This is a genomic window from Microbacterium sp. W4I4 (assembly GCF_030816235.1).
Taxonomy (GTDB): Bacteria; Actinomycetota; Actinomycetes; order Actinomycetales; family Microbacteriaceae; genus Microbacterium.
Genome location: NZ_JAUSXT010000001.1, coordinates 3,273,096 through 3,286,239 on the forward strand (window position 1 = coordinate 3,273,096; position 13,144 = coordinate 3,286,239).

A 13,144-nucleotide genomic window follows, 5' to 3' on the forward strand; every position below is an offset into this window, starting at 1 on the left:
GCGGGCGTGATATATCGGCTTCTAGACCCGATGCGCCTGCGATCGCGTTTCTGTTTCCAGGCGGATCGCCCACTGAACGCTCACACGGGCAATGGGTAACGCCGGCGCAGCAGCGCACGCTGCACGAGCGTCCAGGTCACGGTGACGACGAGGTACAGCGCTGCGGCCAGTGGAACGAACGTCGCGAACACCGCCGTCAGGTAATGCAGGCCGTTCATCAGGCTCAGCATCCCGGGGGAGGCCAGCGGGCCCTCGGCCGGAACCTGCGGGCGGAACGCGCGTCGGGTGATGTCGGCGATCACGATGATGATCAGCAGCACCGCGCCCCATACGAGACCGGTCGGCAGGTCCAGCCCACCGCTGCCCAGCGCGTGCAGCAGCGAGGTGCCCAGCGGTGCCCCGAAGAGCTCGTGCGTCAGCAGCTCGTTCGCGTGCCCGGCGATCTGCGGGCGCAGGAACAGCGTGTAGAGCGTACCGACGACGGCCGCCTGCACCAGCAGTGGCAGGCAGCCGGCCAAGGGGGAGGCCTGCTCGTCGCGGTACAGGGCCATCGTCTCGCGCTGCAGCCGTTCACGATCCTTGCCAAGGCGTTTCTGCAGGTCGCGCATCTTGGGGGCCAGGCGCGCGCGCATCTGCTCCGCCTTGGCCTGGGAGACGCCGACCGGGATGAGTGCACAGCGCACCAGGAGTGTGACGAGGATCACAGCCATTGCCGATGCGGCAGTATCGGCCAGCGGCTCGAGCAGGGTGGAGAGGGAGAGCAGCGCGTTGTATGCGCCGTCGAGAAGAAGGGTCAGTGGAGGAAAGGCGAAGGTGTCCATCGGTGAGTCCGTTCGCAGTGGCGGGAAGGGTCGGCGAGAAGCCGCGTTCCCGTCCTCAGCGTCGGTCGCGAGAGGACATCGGGGTCACGCGGCTTGCGCGACTCCCGGTGCTCGCGGACGCGGATGCCCGGCGGCATCCGGATCGCTCTGCGAGAGGAGGGTGGAGACATCGATGGCCCGGCGAGGGTGCGGGGTGGAGCGGATGCCGAAGAGCGGCGAGACCAGCGTCACGGCGATGGCGATCACGGCGACCGCGACCAGCACGGCGGCGACGCCCAGCATTCCGCCGGCCTCCAGGCCCGAGGGGAGCGGGACGACGCCGAGCGCCGTCAGCGAGAGCAGCAGCAGCGCGTTGATCGACTCGATCATCCGGTCCCCCTTTCCTGGGACGAGGCTAGCACCCGGCGGACCTGGCCCGGAAAGGATGTCAACCCCCTCGGCGCCCGAGATGTCGGATGCGAGCATCGTGGCATCCGACAGTGAGGAGGAGGATTCTCATGACCGACCCCGAGATCCATACCTGGTGGCCCGGCCTGACCGCCGAGGCGAAGTACACGCTGGATGCGATGGATGGCGAGATCATCCCCGACCTGGTGCGCGACGAGATCGAGCAGCTCACCGGAAGCCGGATGTCACGGGACGAGCGCCTGAACATCGCGGACCGGGACTTCATCCGCACCCAGCGCGAAGCTGTCGATTGACGTCATCCGTCATCCGTCTTTGACCTCCTGGGTGCGGACCGTGTCCTGGCCCGCACGTTCGGCGGGATAGTCGGGCCGCTCAGGCTGCGGCAGCTGGTCGGAGAGTTCACCGCCCTCGCGTCCGCCGAACGGACGGCCGTGATCGGCGTATTCCGCCCGCCCGAAGACGAGGGTCCACTCGCCCAGGGTGAACCGGGCGCCGGTGCGCAGCACCTCGGTGCGCTCGCCCTCGTGGTCCGGCTCCGAGCTGGCATTCATCTCGCCCGCTCCGTGCAGGGTGAGCACGTACTCGTCGCGGTCGTCGTGAACGATCGTGGCGTGCACGGCATCCGTGCCCTGCAGCATCAGGTCGCTGCCCTGCCCCGATCCGATCGTGACCTCGTCCGCCGTGAGATCGAAGACGGAACGATCCTCGCCGCTGCGAGAGACCAGCAGGTGCGGCGCGCCCGACCCCCATTCGGCATGGGTGGTCATCGCGCTGTCGACCTCGGTCCGCCCGGTCATGGCTGCCCCTCGCGTGAGATGTGCTCGACGGTGTCGCCGGTGGTGTCGGGGTCGAGGCTGCGTGCGATGTCGGCCTGGCTGACGATGCCCACCAGCCGCTGCTCGTCGATCACGGGCACCCGCCGCACCTGGTGCTCGCGCATGAGCTCGAGCACGCTCGCGATGTCGTCGTCGGCCTGAGCGGTCAGGGGCGAGCCCTCCGCGAACCGTCCGGCGTTGGTGGTGTCGGGGTCGTAGCCGTCGGCGATGCCTTTCACGACGATGTCGCGGTCGGTCAGCATCCCCTTGAGTCGTCCGTCCTCGCCGCAGATGGGCAGTGCGCCCACGTCGAGATCGCGCATCAGCTCGGCGGCGATCGTGAGAGCGTCGTTCTCTCCGACGCACTGGGCGCCCGCGGTCATGATGTCGCGCGTCAGGGTCATGGCCCTGCTCCTCTCCTGCCTTTTCGGCGTTCGTTTCCTGTCGTCTGGTCACGACGCTAGCCAGAGCTCTCTCCGACGCTAATGGGGTTGACAGCGCCCTGCATGCTCGTCAACCCCCTTCTCGCAGGCGCAGGAGACGGCCACCCTTCAGAGGCGGACGAGCTCCGCAGGGGCCGGTGGTCCCGAGGACGAGAGGACCGGAGATGCAGCAGAATCCGAGTGGCGCCCTGACGATGTTCTGGATCTGGATGGGCACGGTCATCGTCGGCTTCCTGGCGATGATCGTGATCCTCGTGAGCGGCAGGTGAGTCGGATGCTTCGCACGCTGCGTGACAACGCGTTGAGTCTGTTCTTCTTGGCCCTGTTCGTGCTGGCGCTGTTCGGGCAGTCGATCGCGGGATTCCTGAGGACGAACGAGGAGCTGTCTCAGCACGCGATGCCTCAACAGGGATATCTCGAGTTCGTCTTCTCCAGCGACTTCGTCGTCGACGTCGCGGAGAACTGGCAGTCCGAGTTCCTGCAGTTCCTGCTGTTCATCGTCGCGACCGTCTGGCTCGTGCAGCGCGGCTCACCGGAGTCGAAGCAGCCGGGTGACGAGGGAGCAAGCAGCGACAAGGATCAGAAGGTCGGACCGTACGCCCCGGAGGATGCACCCGCGGGAGCGAAAGTCACGGGCTGGCGTCGCGTGGTGTACGAGAACTCCCTCGCCATCGTGATGGGGGCGATCTTCTTCGTGTCCTGGCTGATGCAGTCGCTCAGCGGCGTGGTCGTGATGAATCAGGAGAACGCCGAGCACGGCGAGGCACCGCTGACCTGGCTGCAGTATGTGGCATCGCCGGAATTCTGGGATCGCACGCTCCAGAACTGGCAGAGCGAGTTCCTCGCGGTCGGGACGATGGTGACGTTCTCGATCTTCCTGCGCCAGCGCTCGTCCGCGGAGTCGAAGCCGGTCGGCGCGCCGCACGTGGTGTCGTCGGAGTCGTCCGAGTGACGCGGCGGGGGATCACTCCCCGTCGAGGTGCTCCTCCAGCAGCATGATGCCGCCGCTGGAGTTCGCCGAATGCGCCATCGCGGTGATCCACTCGGCGCTCAGTTCCGGGCTGTCCGGGTCGCCGAACACGAATCGGAGCGGGATCGAGGGGTGCAGCCAGATCGTCGTGCGCCCGGGGTTCTCATCGCTCGGGTGCCGCCACGACAGGGTGAAGCTCTCGTTGCGCCGCAGTTTCGTGGCGATCACCACTTTCAGGTGCGCGAGAGCCCGATCTTCGATGACGATCGGCTCCGGGTCGTTTCCATAGAACAGCTGGCCCATGGGGCTAAGGTTAGCCCCGACGGCCCGTGCGGGCCAGGCATACTCCTAGTCCACGACGAAGAGAGGGCGCGGGCGAGATCATGGGAAAGTTCATCTATGACGCCTCGGTCAAGACCGACATCGAGGACCGGGCGCTCACACATCTGCAGCTCGTGATCTCGGCGAAGCTGCGCCGCGGGGAGCCGTTCCCGTTCAGCTGGCGGGAGGACCCGAGTGTCGGCGGCGGACGCACGACCGTCTGGGTGCACGCCGGCAGCTCGCTGGTCTTCAAGTACTTCGGCAGTCGTCAGCCGGCCATCAATCGTGCGTGGATCGAGGCGCTCGCCTTCACCGCCAACACCCCGAGCGGGCTGCATCTCGTTCCGGAGCCGCCCGAGGACCAGGTTCCCGGTCCCGAGGTGCACAACGGCGTCTGACGCCTCAGCTTCCGTCCGCCCTTCCCATAGGCAGGGACCCCCTCTCTCGTCAACCCCCGCGCGCCCCGGGCCTCGTACTCGTAGCGTCGGAGGCGACGAGAGGAATGGACGTATGGAGAAGGTCACTGCCGAGATCGAGGTGGATGCCCCCGTGCACCGTGTCTACGAGCGGTGGGCGCGTCTGGAGGAGCTGCCGTCATTCATGTCGATGGTCGAGGAGGTGACGCGCACCGGTGGTGAAGACGTCACCCACTGGGTCGTCCGAGTCGCGGGGGTGCGTCGCGAGTTCGACGCCCGCACGACCGAGCTGGTTCCCGACGAGAGGATCTCGTGGGCGAGCATCGACGAGGAGATGCACGCCGGCACCGTGCGCTTCATGCCGATCGACGCCGAACGCACACGCGTCGCCGTCGAGCTCGGCTGGGCGCCGAAGTCGTTCGTCGAGAAGGCCGGAGCGGCGCTGAACATCGATCGAGCGGCGATCGAGGCCGATCTCCGCCACTTCAAGGAGCAGATCGAGGACGACGCATCCGGCGCGGACTTCGTCGAAGGACGCGATCCCGACCTGCTGATCTGATCCGGCGGCGGGTGATGCGCTGATGACGAGCATCGGGTTCCACGCCTCGCACGAACAGCGCGCCCCGAGCCGGCTGCTGCGCGATGTCGTGCGCGCGCAGCAGGTCGGATTCGACGAGGTGATGTGCTCCGACCACATGGCACCCTGGCTGACCGCCCAGGGCGAGTCCGGTTTCGCGTGGTCCTGGCTGGGCGCGGCGCTGGCGACCACCACGGTGCCGATCGGCGTGGTGACCGCCCCGGGACAGCGGTATCACCCGACGGTGCTCGCCCAGGCGGCAGCCACGCTGGAGGAGATGTTCCCCGGGCGGTTCTGGGCGGCGCTCGGCAGCGGAGAGGCGCTGAACGAGCACGTCACCGGCGTCCCCTGGCCGAGCAAGCAGGAGCGGGATGCCCGGTTGCTGGCGTGCGCCACGGTGATGCGGAGGCTGCTGTCGGGGCAGAGGGTGAGCGTCGACGGGCCGGTGCGCGTTCATGACGCGCGGCTGTGGAGTCTTCCGGCCACGCCGCCCCCGCTGCGCGCGGCCGCGATCAGCCCGCACACGGCGACGCTGGTCGCCCCCTGGGCCGACGGCCTCATCACCGTCGGCGCCGATCCGGCATCCACCCGCGAGACGAGGGAGGCCTTCCGGGATGCCGGTGGTCGGGGGCCTCTGCTGCTGCAGATCCATCTGAGTCTCGAGGACTCGGACGAGGGCGCCCTGGCGTCGGCGCACGAGCAGTGGGCGCAGGCGACCGTGCCGCCGGAGCTGATGTGGGAGCTCGAGCAGCCCGAGGACTTCGAGGAGTTCGCCCGTCCGACCGAGGACCGGCTGCGCCAGAGCATCGTCATCGGCTCGAACGCGGGCGAGGTCGCCGGGCGGATCGCCGCCGCCGCGTCGGGCTTCGACGCGGTGTTCCTGCACCAGGTCGGGCCGGATCAGTCCGCATTCCTGGACCGATGCGAGGCCGAGCTGCTTCCGGCGCTGCGGAGGATGCTGTGAATCCCGCAGACACCAGTGACCTGTGGTGGCGCACCTCGGTGATCTACTGCCTCGACGTCGAGACCTTCCAGGACTCGGACGGAGACGGCTGTGGGGATTTTCCCGGACTCTCCCGGCGCATCGACGACCTCGCGGCCCTGGGTGTGACCTGCATCTGGCTGATGCCCTTCCAGCCCACCCCGAACCGCGACGACGGCTATGACATCTCCGACTTCTACGGTGTGGATCGACGGCTCGGCGACCTCGGTCACGTGACCGACATGATCCGGATCGCCCACAACCGCGGCATCCGGGTCGTCATGGACCTCGTGGTCAATCACACCTCCGATCGGCATCCGTGGTTCGTCTCGGCTCGTCGCTCCCGCGACTCGAGGCACCGCGACTACTACGTGTGGCGCGACCGCCCGCCGAGGGGCGAGCAGAAGGTGGTCTTCCCCGGCGAGGAGTCCAGCGTGTGGGAATTCGACGAACGCACCCGTCAGTACTTCCAGCACAGCTTCTACCGGCACCAGCCCGACCTGAACCTCGCCAACCCGCAGGTGCGGGCGGAGATCGCCCGCGTCATCGGTTTCTGGCTCGGACTCGGAATCGACGGGTTCCGGGTGGATGCGGTGCCCTTCCTCATCACGCGCGAGGGCATCGCCGACACGCACGACCCGCATTCCTTCCTGAGGGAGCTTCACCGCTGCGCGGGAAGGCGCCAGGGATCCGCTCTGCTTCTCGGAGAGGTGGGCCTGCCGCACGAGGACCAGATCGAGTACTTCGGCGAGGGGGGCACCGAGCTGGACATGCAGTTCGACTTCCTCACCGCCGAGACGATCTTCCTGGCGCTCGCGCGCCAGGAGGCCACACCGCTCGCCCGCGTGCTCGCCTCGCGGCCCCGGGTCGATGAGCGCCAGGGCTGGGCGATGTTCCTGCGAAACCACGACGAGCTGTCGCTGGAGCTGCTGAGCGAGAAGGAGCGCGAAGAGGTGTTCGCGGCCTTCGCGCCCGAAGAGCACCAGCGCGTCTACGGCCGCGGGATCGTGCGCAGACTCGCGCCGATGCTCGACGACGACCCGCGCAGGCTCCGCCTCGCGTACAGCTTGCTGTTCTCCCTGCCCGGAGCGCCGATGCTCTTCTACGGCGAGGAGATCGGCATGGGAGAGCTCGACGGGGACCTCGGCCGCGAGGCGGTGCGCGGACCCATGCAGTGGGATGCCGGACCCAAGGGCGGCTTCACGACCGCCCGGCGCTCACGCCGCCGCATCGCCACCGGAGGATACGGTCCTGCCCACGTGAATGTCCACGACCAGAGGCGCGACCCGGACTCACTGTGGTCGTTCATCTCCGTGCTCACCGCACGGTACCGCTCGACGCCGGAGATCGCGTGGGGCGACCTCGAAGTGCTCGATGCGGGGGACTCGCGCGTTCTCGTGCACGAGGCGACCTTCGGGGAGGTCAGCTTCATCGCACTGCACAATTTCTCCCCGGAGCCAGTGACCATCTCACTGAGGGAACTGCCCGAGGGGCGCACCGCCACCGTGCTGGTGGAGCATGCCGGAAGCACTCCCCAGGGCGAGCACACCCGCCAGCACCTGGGCGGCTACGGCTTCCGCTGGCTGCGGACGTCGGCGGCATCGGCATCCGCCGCCTGAGCCTCAGTCTCGTCGGTCTGGTCGTGCTCGTCGGGGTCGGCCGCCCCCGGATTCGCCACGTCCTCATCCACGGCGTCGTCGTCGGGTCGCTGCGGCTGCACGTGCTCCGGCATCATGCCCTGGTCGATGCCGCTCATGACCGTTCCTCGTCCTCGAGCACCGGCCCTGACGCGCCATCCGATCGCAGATCGTCCGGGGCATCGCCCGAGTGCTGTGCTCCGTCGCCCTCGGCGAGGTCTCCCTGGCCGTCCTCGCCCAGCTCCGCGTCGAGTGGCGCGTCGCCCTGACTGTCGGGCTGCAGATCGGGCCGGCCGACGACGGCGGCGTCCGGCTCGGGAGTGTCGCCGGCGGCATCCATGGAATCGGTCATCAGCATTTCCTCTCGTGATCTGCCAGTGTCCGGCGACCGTGGCGGAAGGGGCAGGGTGTTGACATCCTCTGGAACGAGGGGTACCGACGCCGGCATCCCGGCCGCCTGCCTTCTCGGCCCGTGACTGTCAACCCCCTGGCCGCCTGCGAGCACATCGCCGAAGCTGTGCAGACCAGCTTCCGAGACGCGACGAGAGGTGCGATATGACCGACAGCACACCCGATCCACGCCACGAGCATCGCGAGGAGGGGTTTCCTCCGCAGGAGCAGGATCAGCCCGGGCACACCGGCAGAACCGCACCCACGCCGGATCACGGCGAGGACTCGTACACCGGCAATGACCGCCTTCACGGCAGGAAGGCCCTGATCACCGGGGGTGACTCCGGGATCGGCCGTGCGGTGGCGATCGCGTTCGCACGCGAAGGCGCCGACGTCGCGATCGTGCATCTTCCGGAGGAGCAGAAAGGACGCCGACACCACGGTCGGGCTCATCGAAAAGGCAGGCCGGACCGGACTCAGCCTTCCCGGCGACCTGCGAGAGGAGTCGTTCGCCACCGACGCCGTACGGCAGGCGCGAGAGCGACTCGGGGGACTCGACGTGCTGGTGCTCAACGCCGGATACCAGCACGACATCGACGGTTTCGGGTCGCTGGTGACCGAGGATATGCGCCGGGTCTTCGACACGAACCTCTGCGGCACGATCTTCACAGCACGGGCGGCCTACCCGGACCTCGAGCCAGGTGCCAGCATCATCGTCACCGCATCCATTCAGGCCTACAACCCTTCGCCGGGGCTCATCGACTACGCCATGACCAAAGCGGCGCAGGTCGCATTCGTGAAGGCCCTCGCCGAGGAGGCGGGCAAGCGCGGCATCCGCGTCAACGCCGTCGCCCCCGGGCCGATCTGGACGCCGCTGATCCCCGCCACCGGCTGGGATGACGAGAAGATCGCGAGCTTCGGCGCGGACACCCCGCTCGGCCGGGCAGGGCAGCCGGCGGAGCTCGCCGGCGCCTACGTGTATCTGGCCTCGTCCGAATCCTCGTACACCTCGGGCAGCGTCGTCGCTGTGACAGGAGGAAAACCGCTGTGAGCACGCTGATCTCCGACCCTCCGAGCGCCTCGACGCCGCACGGCGACTGGGAGCTGACCCCCATCGGCCGCGGCAGCTGGCGCATCTGCGATCTTGCACGACGTCAGGCCGACGCGGACTGCCTGATCGCCTATGTCGAGCGCAACACCACCGGATCCCTCGATGTGCTGTGGCTGCGCCGGCCGTGTCCGCGCAGCACGCGCTTCCATGATTTCGACGAGCTGTACGCCGCGCTCGATGCGGCTGTCGCCGCAGCATCCGATCGATCCGCCTCTCCGTCGCCGATCCGGCACCTGCCTCCCCGCCGCTGAGCGGGCCCCGAGTCCTTCCGCCGCACCCGCCGCCGCCGACCCTCCCCCCGACCGGCGGCGGGAGCGGCGGAAGTGGTGGTGCACGGGCGTAGCCTCGGTGCATGACTGATCTGTGCGCGCTGCTCGGCATCCGGCATCCGATCGTGCTCGCCCCCTTCGGCGGGCTGTCCTCCGTGGCGCTCACGACAGCGGTGAGCGCGGCCGGCGGGCTCGGGTCGTACGGGCTGTACGGCTACGACGCGGACCGGATCTGCACGACGGCGGCAGCGTTGCGCGGATCCGGTCCGTACGCGCTCAACATCTGGCTGCCGACCGGCGATGAGGTCATACCCGGTCCCGAGCACGACACCTATGCGGCGGCGCTCGCGGACTTCTTCGCCGAGGTCGGGATCGAACCGCCAGCGCGGCCCGAACGGTATCTGCCGCCGCTCGATGAGCAGCTGGATGCGATCTGGGAAGCCGCACCGGCCGTGCTCAGCGTGGTGTTCGGCGTGCCTTCGGCCGGGATCGTAGAGGAGGCGCACCGCCGGGGCATCCGCGTTCTCGGCACAGCCACCACGGTCGCCGAGGCCGTCGCGCTGGAAGCAGGAGGAGTCGACGCCGTCGTCGCGACCGGCGCCGAGGCCGCGGGGCACAGGGTGTCGTTCCTGAAACCGGCGGAGGCGTCGCTGGTCGGGCTGGTCTCGCTCGTGCCTCAGGTGGCGGATGCCGTCAGCATCCCGGTCATCGCCGCCGGGGGCATCGGCGATCGTCGAGGCGTCGCCGCGGCGTTCGCGCTCGGCGCCTCGGGTGTGCAGGTGGGCACATCGTTCCTCGCCACGGCGGAGTCCGCCGCGAACGATGCGCACCGGGCCGCCATCCGCTCGACATCGGCGGATGGCAGTGTGCTCACGCGGGCGATGAGCGGGCGTCTCGCGCGAGGAGCCCGCAACCGCGCGGTCACCGCGATCGAGGAGTCCGGAGCGATCGCGCCGTTCCCCGCGCAGAACTGGCTGACCGGCCGCTTCCGCGCCGTCGCCGGGAAGCGCGGTCTCGGCGAGCTGCAGTCGCTGTGGCTCGGGCAGTCCGCGCCGCTCGCGCGGTGGGATGCCGCAGCCGAGGTCTTCGCCGAGCTGCTGGCGGGCGTGCCCGCGGTCGACTGAGAGTTACAGGATGACGGTCGAGCGGCCGTGCACGATCACACGATCCTCGGCGTGCCACTTCACCGCACGCGCCAGCACGAAGCGCTCCACATCGGCGCCGCGGCGCTGCAGCTCGGCGGCGGACTCGGCGTGCGTGACGCGCGTGACGTCCTGCTCGATGATCGGGCCCTCGTCGAGGTCGGCCGTGGCGTAGTGCGCGGTCGCGCCGATCAGCTTCACACCCCGGTCCTTCGCCCTGGCGTACGGGTTGGCGCCGATGAACGCCGGCAGGAAGGAGTGGTGGATGTTGATCACCGGCGCGCCGACCCGCTCGATGAAATCATCGGTGAGGATCTGCATGTACCGGGCCAGCACGACCAGGTCGACGTTGCCCTGCAGCAGCTCCAGCTGGCGAGCCTCCATCTCGGCCTTGGCATCCGGACCCTCGCCGCGGGGGACGTGCACGAACGGGACCCCGAAGGAGCGCACCGATGCGGCGAGGTCGGGGTGGTTGGAGACCACCATGGTCACGTCGATGTCCAGCTCACCGCGCTGCGTGCGCCACAGCAGCTCCATCAGGCAGTGGTCGTACTTCGACACGAAGATCGCGACTCGCTTGCGGGTGGACGTGTCGTGCAGCGACCACTCCATCGCGAAGCGCTCCGCGACCTCGGAGAGAGACGCCTCCAGTGCAGGTCGCTTCGTCGCGAGTCCGTCCAGATGGATCACCGTGCGCTGGAAGAAGCGACCGCCCACCTCATCAGTGGAGTGCTGATCGAGCGAGATGATGTTCGCCCCGTGCGACGCCAGCACTCCGGCGACGGCCGCGACGATGCCGGGCTGGTCGTCGCAGGCGATGAGAAGGCGTGCGGTGTCGGTCTGCGGCATGGATGCTCCTGAGCTGGGCGTTCTCTCGATTCTGCCCGTCACGTGTCGTGGGTGCGAATCGTCTGCTCGTCGTGGCCCGGCCTAGCGGGTGCGGGGTCCGGCGGCAATCCCCTTCCCGCCGCCGACGACACTCTCTACCGTGGGGACATGCTTCGACCGGTGCAGAACGGAGATGACGAGATGACCGATGCCGCACAGGAGCCGACGCGCGCCCCGGTCATCCTGATCAACCCTGCCGCTCCGGAGATCGACGATCTCGCGGCGCGCTTCGATCTGCATCCGCTCATCGCCGAAGATCTGCGGGCGGGCAGACAGCAGCCCAAGTTCGAGCGCATCGGCGCGCATCTGTATCTGTCCCTGTGGGATCTGAACTCCGAGCGGCCGGATGACGCGCCTGGCTCGCCCAGCGAACTCGCCTTGATCTTCGACCAGCATCAGCTCCTGCTCGTGCAGCGCGGCCCTCGCGAAGAGCTGCGTGATCTGAATGCGGTGCTTTCGGCTCCCGGCGTCGTGCCCGTGACCTCTACGATCTCGGCGGTGCACCGGATCCTCGATGTCGTCGTCTCGAACTTCGTCGAGCTCGGTGCGGCCATCGAGCGCGAACTCGACTCCGTGGAGGAAGAGGTGTTCGACAGCCGCGTGCGCGAGGACTACCGGCGCATCTACCGGCTGCGTCAGCGCATCGGACAGATCGATCGTGCGGCATCCGGTCTCGCCGAGGCGGTGCGCTCGGCGCAAGCGGAGGTCCAGGCGATCACGGAGCCGGAGCCGGAGCTGCGGCCCTACTTCATCCACCTGGAGCACGATGCGATCGGCATCGCCCACCTTGCGGCGGCCGAGCATGCGGCGCTGGATGCCGTCGTGTCGAGCCATCAGAGCAACGTGTCCACCCGGCAGAACCGGGACATGCGCACGATCTCCGCCTGCGCGGCGCTGCTGGCCATCCCGACCGTGATCGCCGGGATCTACGGGATGAACTTCAAGAACATGCCGCTGCTCGGTTGGGGGCTCGGCTGGCTCATCATGATCGGCATCATGATGGTGATCGATGTCTCGGTGTACCTCCTGTTCCGACGTCGCGGGTGGCTCGGCGGTGCGCCGGCGGCGCGCAGCGATGGCGATGGCGACGGCGAAGCCCGCACCTGACTCGCCGGCCGACGGACGCCGACGGTGCGTGGGGAGTCGGTCATGCGGGATAACACCGGAATTCGGGTGAAGTCAACCCCCGCGACCGGGACACCGTGGGCTGGCATGCTCGGGCAACATGCAATGCGGGCCCCGCGCTGCAGATCGATCGAAGGAGCAGGTCATGAACATCGCGCTCATAGTCATCATCGTCATCGCGGTCATCGTCGCGATCGTCTCCGGATTGAACGCCGCACTGAGCTGGCTGCTCTGGGTCGCGTTGATCGTCGGCGTGATCGCCCTGATCGCGTTCCTGATCCGTGTCCTCAGCGGGCGCAACACCAGCGTCTGAGAGACGCAGCGCGGGCCGTCCGCCCGTGACCTCCGGCGTTAGCCTGGTGGCATGGACACGACGGTCTCGCTGCTCGCCGATGCGCGTCGGCGACTGGCCGGAGCGCCGAAGGAGAGTCTGGGCCTGCTGCGCACGTCGCGCTGGCGCGGCGACCGCATCGTGCGGGCCGGAGAGGCCTGGCATCTCGGGGTGCTCTTGCTCACGGACGATGTGGTGCTCGCGACCGGTGAGATCCTGCGTGCGGCCGAGGAGGTGCGCCGCGGCTACACCGCGGACTCGTCGCGCGCGCGTGCCGAGCGGCGCGCGCAGGCCAGACGCGGTGGCTTCGCCGAGGGCGAGGTGCTGCACATCGATTGGCAGGTGCTGGACGCAGACGCAGTGGATGCCGGTGCGGCATCCGGTCCTCTCGCGCTGCTCGACGGAGCGCCGGGGGTGCGCTGGTCGCCGAACGGTGGACTGATCCCGCTGGCCGGGTATCTCGACGAGAAGATCGGATTGCTGCGGGGTTGAGCGGCG

The 13,144-nt window shown here is 68.6% G+C and carries 19 protein-coding genes and 1 pseudogene; 12 read left to right on the plus strand and 8 right to left on the minus strand.

The window, feature by feature from the left end:
- Nucleotides 1-80: 80 nt before the first annotated feature.
- Nucleotides 81-821, minus strand: coding sequence for a membrane protein insertase YidC (locus tag QF046_RS15400; RefSeq protein ID WP_307371480.1), 741 nt, complete (start codon nt 819-821; stop codon nt 81-83).
- An 84-nt stretch (nt 822-905) separates the two neighbouring features.
- Nucleotides 906-1,190, minus strand: a complete 285-nt coding sequence (locus QF046_RS15405; protein ID WP_307371482.1) for a DUF6412 domain-containing protein — start codon at nt 1,188-1,190, stop codon at nt 906-908.
- Nucleotides 1,191-1,318: 128 nt separating this feature from the next.
- Between QF046_RS15405 and QF046_RS15410 the strand changes: the two genes are divergently transcribed.
- Nucleotides 1,319-1,522, plus strand: coding sequence for a hypothetical protein (locus QF046_RS15410; protein WP_307371483.1), 204 nt, complete (start codon nt 1,319-1,321; stop codon nt 1,520-1,522).
- Between the two features lie 9 nt (nt 1,523-1,531).
- Here the strand turns inward: QF046_RS15410 and QF046_RS15415 are convergent, their stop codons facing one another.
- Both QF046_RS15415 and QF046_RS15420 read right to left on the minus strand, forming a co-directional pair.
- A complete protein-coding gene (locus QF046_RS15415) occupies nt 1,532-2,026 on the minus strand; it encodes an FHA domain-containing protein (RefSeq protein ID WP_307371485.1) in 495 nt (164 codons plus the stop codon).
- Nucleotides 2,023-2,448: a CBS domain-containing protein gene (locus tag QF046_RS15420; RefSeq protein ID WP_307371486.1), complete on the minus strand. Its 426-nt coding sequence runs from the start codon at nt 2,446-2,448 to the stop codon at nt 2,023-2,025. Before QF046_RS15420 ends, QF046_RS15415 begins: the two co-directional genes overlap by 4 nt.
- Before the next feature lie 313 nt (nt 2,449-2,761).
- Here QF046_RS15420 and QF046_RS15425 point away from each other — a divergent pair, with 313 nt between their 5' ends.
- The gene (locus QF046_RS15425) at nt 2,762-3,439 is read left to right on the plus strand and encodes a DUF6766 family protein (RefSeq protein ID WP_307371489.1); all 678 of its coding nucleotides are present in this window, start codon (nt 2,762-2,764) and stop codon (nt 3,437-3,439) included.
- A gap of 12 nt (nt 3,440-3,451) precedes the next feature.
- Here QF046_RS15425 and QF046_RS15430 read toward each other — a convergent pair whose 3' ends face one another.
- Nucleotides 3,452-3,760 (minus strand): hypothetical protein, encoded by a 309-nt coding sequence (locus QF046_RS15430; protein ID WP_307371490.1) that lies wholly within the window; start codon nt 3,758-3,760, stop codon nt 3,452-3,454.
- 80 nt (nt 3,761-3,840) lie between these two features.
- On the opposite strand from QF046_RS15430, the gene QF046_RS15435 reads away from it, so the two are divergent.
- The 4 genes from QF046_RS15435 (at nt 3,841) to QF046_RS15450 (ending at nt 7,372) form a co-directional block, all read left to right on the plus strand.
- A complete protein-coding gene (locus tag QF046_RS15435; protein WP_307371493.1) occupies nt 3,841-4,176 on the plus strand; it encodes an ATP-dependent DNA ligase in 336 nt (111 codons plus the stop codon).
- Between the two features lie 112 nt (nt 4,177-4,288).
- Nucleotides 4,289-4,753 carry an SRPBCC family protein gene (locus QF046_RS15440; protein ID WP_307371495.1) on the plus strand — a complete coding sequence of 155 codons (465 nt, stop codon included), beginning with the start codon at nt 4,289-4,291 and terminating at the stop codon, nt 4,751-4,753.
- Between the two features lie 22 nt (nt 4,754-4,775).
- On the plus strand, nt 4,776-5,735 hold the full coding sequence (locus QF046_RS15445; RefSeq protein ID WP_307371497.1) for a TIGR03885 family FMN-dependent LLM class oxidoreductase: 960 nt from the start codon (nt 4,776-4,778) through the stop codon (nt 5,733-5,735).
- Nucleotides 5,732-7,372 carry an alpha-amylase family glycosyl hydrolase gene (locus QF046_RS15450; protein WP_307371499.1) on the plus strand — a complete coding sequence of 547 codons (1,641 nt, stop codon included), beginning with the start codon at nt 5,732-5,734 and terminating at the stop codon, nt 7,370-7,372. The genes QF046_RS15445 and QF046_RS15450 overlap by 4 nt, the downstream gene beginning before the upstream one ends.
- On the opposite strand, the gene QF046_RS15455 is transcribed toward QF046_RS15450, so the two are convergent.
- Together QF046_RS15455 and QF046_RS15460 are read right to left on the minus strand one after the other, a co-directional pair.
- Nucleotides 7,321-7,509 (minus strand): hypothetical protein, encoded by a 189-nt coding sequence (locus QF046_RS15455; protein ID WP_307371500.1) that lies wholly within the window; start codon nt 7,507-7,509, stop codon nt 7,321-7,323. The two genes, QF046_RS15450 and QF046_RS15455, sit on opposite strands and share 52 nt — an antisense overlap.
- Nucleotides 7,506-7,742 (minus strand): hypothetical protein, encoded by a 237-nt coding sequence (locus QF046_RS15460; RefSeq protein ID WP_307371502.1) that lies wholly within the window; start codon nt 7,740-7,742, stop codon nt 7,506-7,508. Before QF046_RS15460 ends, QF046_RS15455 begins: the two co-directional genes overlap by 4 nt.
- 203 nt (nt 7,743-7,945) lie before the next feature.
- On the opposite strand from QF046_RS15460, the pseudogene QF046_RS15465 reads away from it, so the two are divergent.
- The 3 genes and pseudogenes from QF046_RS15465 to QF046_RS15475 all read left to right on the plus strand — a co-directional run bounded on the left by QF046_RS15465 (nt 7,946) and on the right by QF046_RS15475 (nt 10,284).
- Nucleotides 7,946-8,831 (plus strand): annotated as a pseudogene (locus QF046_RS15465) (SDR family oxidoreductase).
- Nucleotides 8,828-9,142, plus strand: a complete 315-nt coding sequence (locus QF046_RS15470) for a hypothetical protein (protein WP_307371506.1) — start codon at nt 8,828-8,830, stop codon at nt 9,140-9,142. The pseudogene QF046_RS15465 and the gene QF046_RS15470 overlap by 4 nt, the downstream one beginning before the upstream one ends.
- Nucleotides 9,143-9,243: 101 nt before the next feature.
- Nucleotides 9,244-10,284, plus strand: coding sequence for a nitronate monooxygenase family protein (locus QF046_RS15475; RefSeq protein WP_307371508.1), 1,041 nt, complete (start codon nt 9,244-9,246; stop codon nt 10,282-10,284).
- Nucleotides 10,285-10,287: 3 nt separating this feature from the next.
- On the opposite strand, the gene purU is transcribed toward QF046_RS15475, so the two are convergent.
- Nucleotides 10,288-11,151: a formyltetrahydrofolate deformylase gene (gene purU, locus QF046_RS15480; RefSeq protein ID WP_307371509.1), complete on the minus strand. Its 864-nt coding sequence runs from the start codon at nt 11,149-11,151 to the stop codon at nt 10,288-10,290.
- 147 nt (nt 11,152-11,298) lie between these two features.
- Here purU and QF046_RS15485 point away from each other — a divergent pair, with 147 nt between their 5' ends.
- The 3 genes from QF046_RS15485 to QF046_RS15495 all read left to right on the plus strand — a co-directional run bounded on the left by QF046_RS15485 (nt 11,299) and on the right by QF046_RS15495 (nt 13,138).
- The gene (locus tag QF046_RS15485; protein WP_307371511.1) at nt 11,299-12,297 is read left to right on the plus strand and encodes a magnesium transporter CorA family protein; all 999 of its coding nucleotides are present in this window, start codon (nt 11,299-11,301) and stop codon (nt 12,295-12,297) included.
- 163 nt (nt 12,298-12,460) lie between these two features.
- Entirely contained in the window at nt 12,461-12,628 is a 168-nt protein-coding gene (locus QF046_RS15490) for a hypothetical protein (RefSeq protein ID WP_307371512.1), read from the plus strand.
- 51 nt (nt 12,629-12,679) lie between these two features.
- Entirely contained in the window at nt 12,680-13,138 is a 459-nt protein-coding gene (locus QF046_RS15495; protein WP_307371514.1) for a glutaminase, read from the plus strand.
- Nucleotides 13,139-13,144: the final 6 nt, after the last annotated feature.

What these genes read in the sequence shown, in the direction of transcription:
- QF046_RS15400 (WP_307371480.1), bottom strand. Translation starts at nt 821, where the DNA reads ATGGACACCTTCGCCTTTCCTCCACTGACCCTTCTTCTCGACGGCGCA.
- QF046_RS15405 (WP_307371482.1), bottom strand. Translation starts at nt 1,190, where the DNA reads ATGATCGAGTCGATCAACGCGCTGCTGCTGCTCTCGCTGACGGCGCTC.
- QF046_RS15410 (WP_307371483.1), top strand. Translation starts at nt 1,319, where the DNA reads ATGACCGACCCCGAGATCCATACCTGGTGGCCCGGCCTGACCGCCGAG.
- QF046_RS15415 (WP_307371485.1), bottom strand. Translation starts at nt 2,026, where the DNA reads ATGACCGGGCGGACCGAGGTCGACAGCGCGATGACCACCCATGCCGAA.
- QF046_RS15420 (WP_307371486.1), bottom strand. Translation starts at nt 2,448, where the DNA reads ATGACCCTGACGCGCGACATCATGACCGCGGGCGCCCAGTGCGTCGGA.
- QF046_RS15425 (WP_307371489.1), top strand. Translation starts at nt 2,762, where the DNA reads ATGCTTCGCACGCTGCGTGACAACGCGTTGAGTCTGTTCTTCTTGGCC.
- QF046_RS15430 (WP_307371490.1), bottom strand. Translation starts at nt 3,760, where the DNA reads ATGGGCCAGCTGTTCTATGGAAACGACCCGGAGCCGATCGTCATCGAA.
- QF046_RS15435 (WP_307371493.1), top strand. Translation starts at nt 3,841, where the DNA reads ATGGGAAAGTTCATCTATGACGCCTCGGTCAAGACCGACATCGAGGAC.
- QF046_RS15440 (WP_307371495.1), top strand. Translation starts at nt 4,289, where the DNA reads ATGGAGAAGGTCACTGCCGAGATCGAGGTGGATGCCCCCGTGCACCGT.
- QF046_RS15445 (WP_307371497.1), top strand. Translation starts at nt 4,776, where the DNA reads ATGACGAGCATCGGGTTCCACGCCTCGCACGAACAGCGCGCCCCGAGC.
- QF046_RS15455 (WP_307371500.1), bottom strand. Translation starts at nt 7,509, where the DNA reads ATGAGCGGCATCGACCAGGGCATGATGCCGGAGCACGTGCAGCCGCAG.
- QF046_RS15460 (WP_307371502.1), bottom strand. Translation starts at nt 7,742, where the DNA reads ATGACCGATTCCATGGATGCCGCCGGCGACACTCCCGAGCCGGACGCC.
- QF046_RS15475 (WP_307371508.1), top strand. Translation starts at nt 9,244, where the DNA reads ATGACTGATCTGTGCGCGCTGCTCGGCATCCGGCATCCGATCGTGCTC.
- purU (WP_307371509.1), bottom strand. Translation starts at nt 11,151, where the DNA reads ATGCCGCAGACCGACACCGCACGCCTTCTCATCGCCTGCGACGACCAG.
- QF046_RS15485 (WP_307371511.1), top strand. Translation starts at nt 11,299, where the DNA reads ATGCTTCGACCGGTGCAGAACGGAGATGACGAGATGACCGATGCCGCA.
- QF046_RS15490 (WP_307371512.1), top strand. Translation starts at nt 12,461, where the DNA reads ATGAACATCGCGCTCATAGTCATCATCGTCATCGCGGTCATCGTCGCG.
- QF046_RS15495 (WP_307371514.1), top strand. Translation starts at nt 12,680, where the DNA reads ATGGACACGACGGTCTCGCTGCTCGCCGATGCGCGTCGGCGACTGGCC.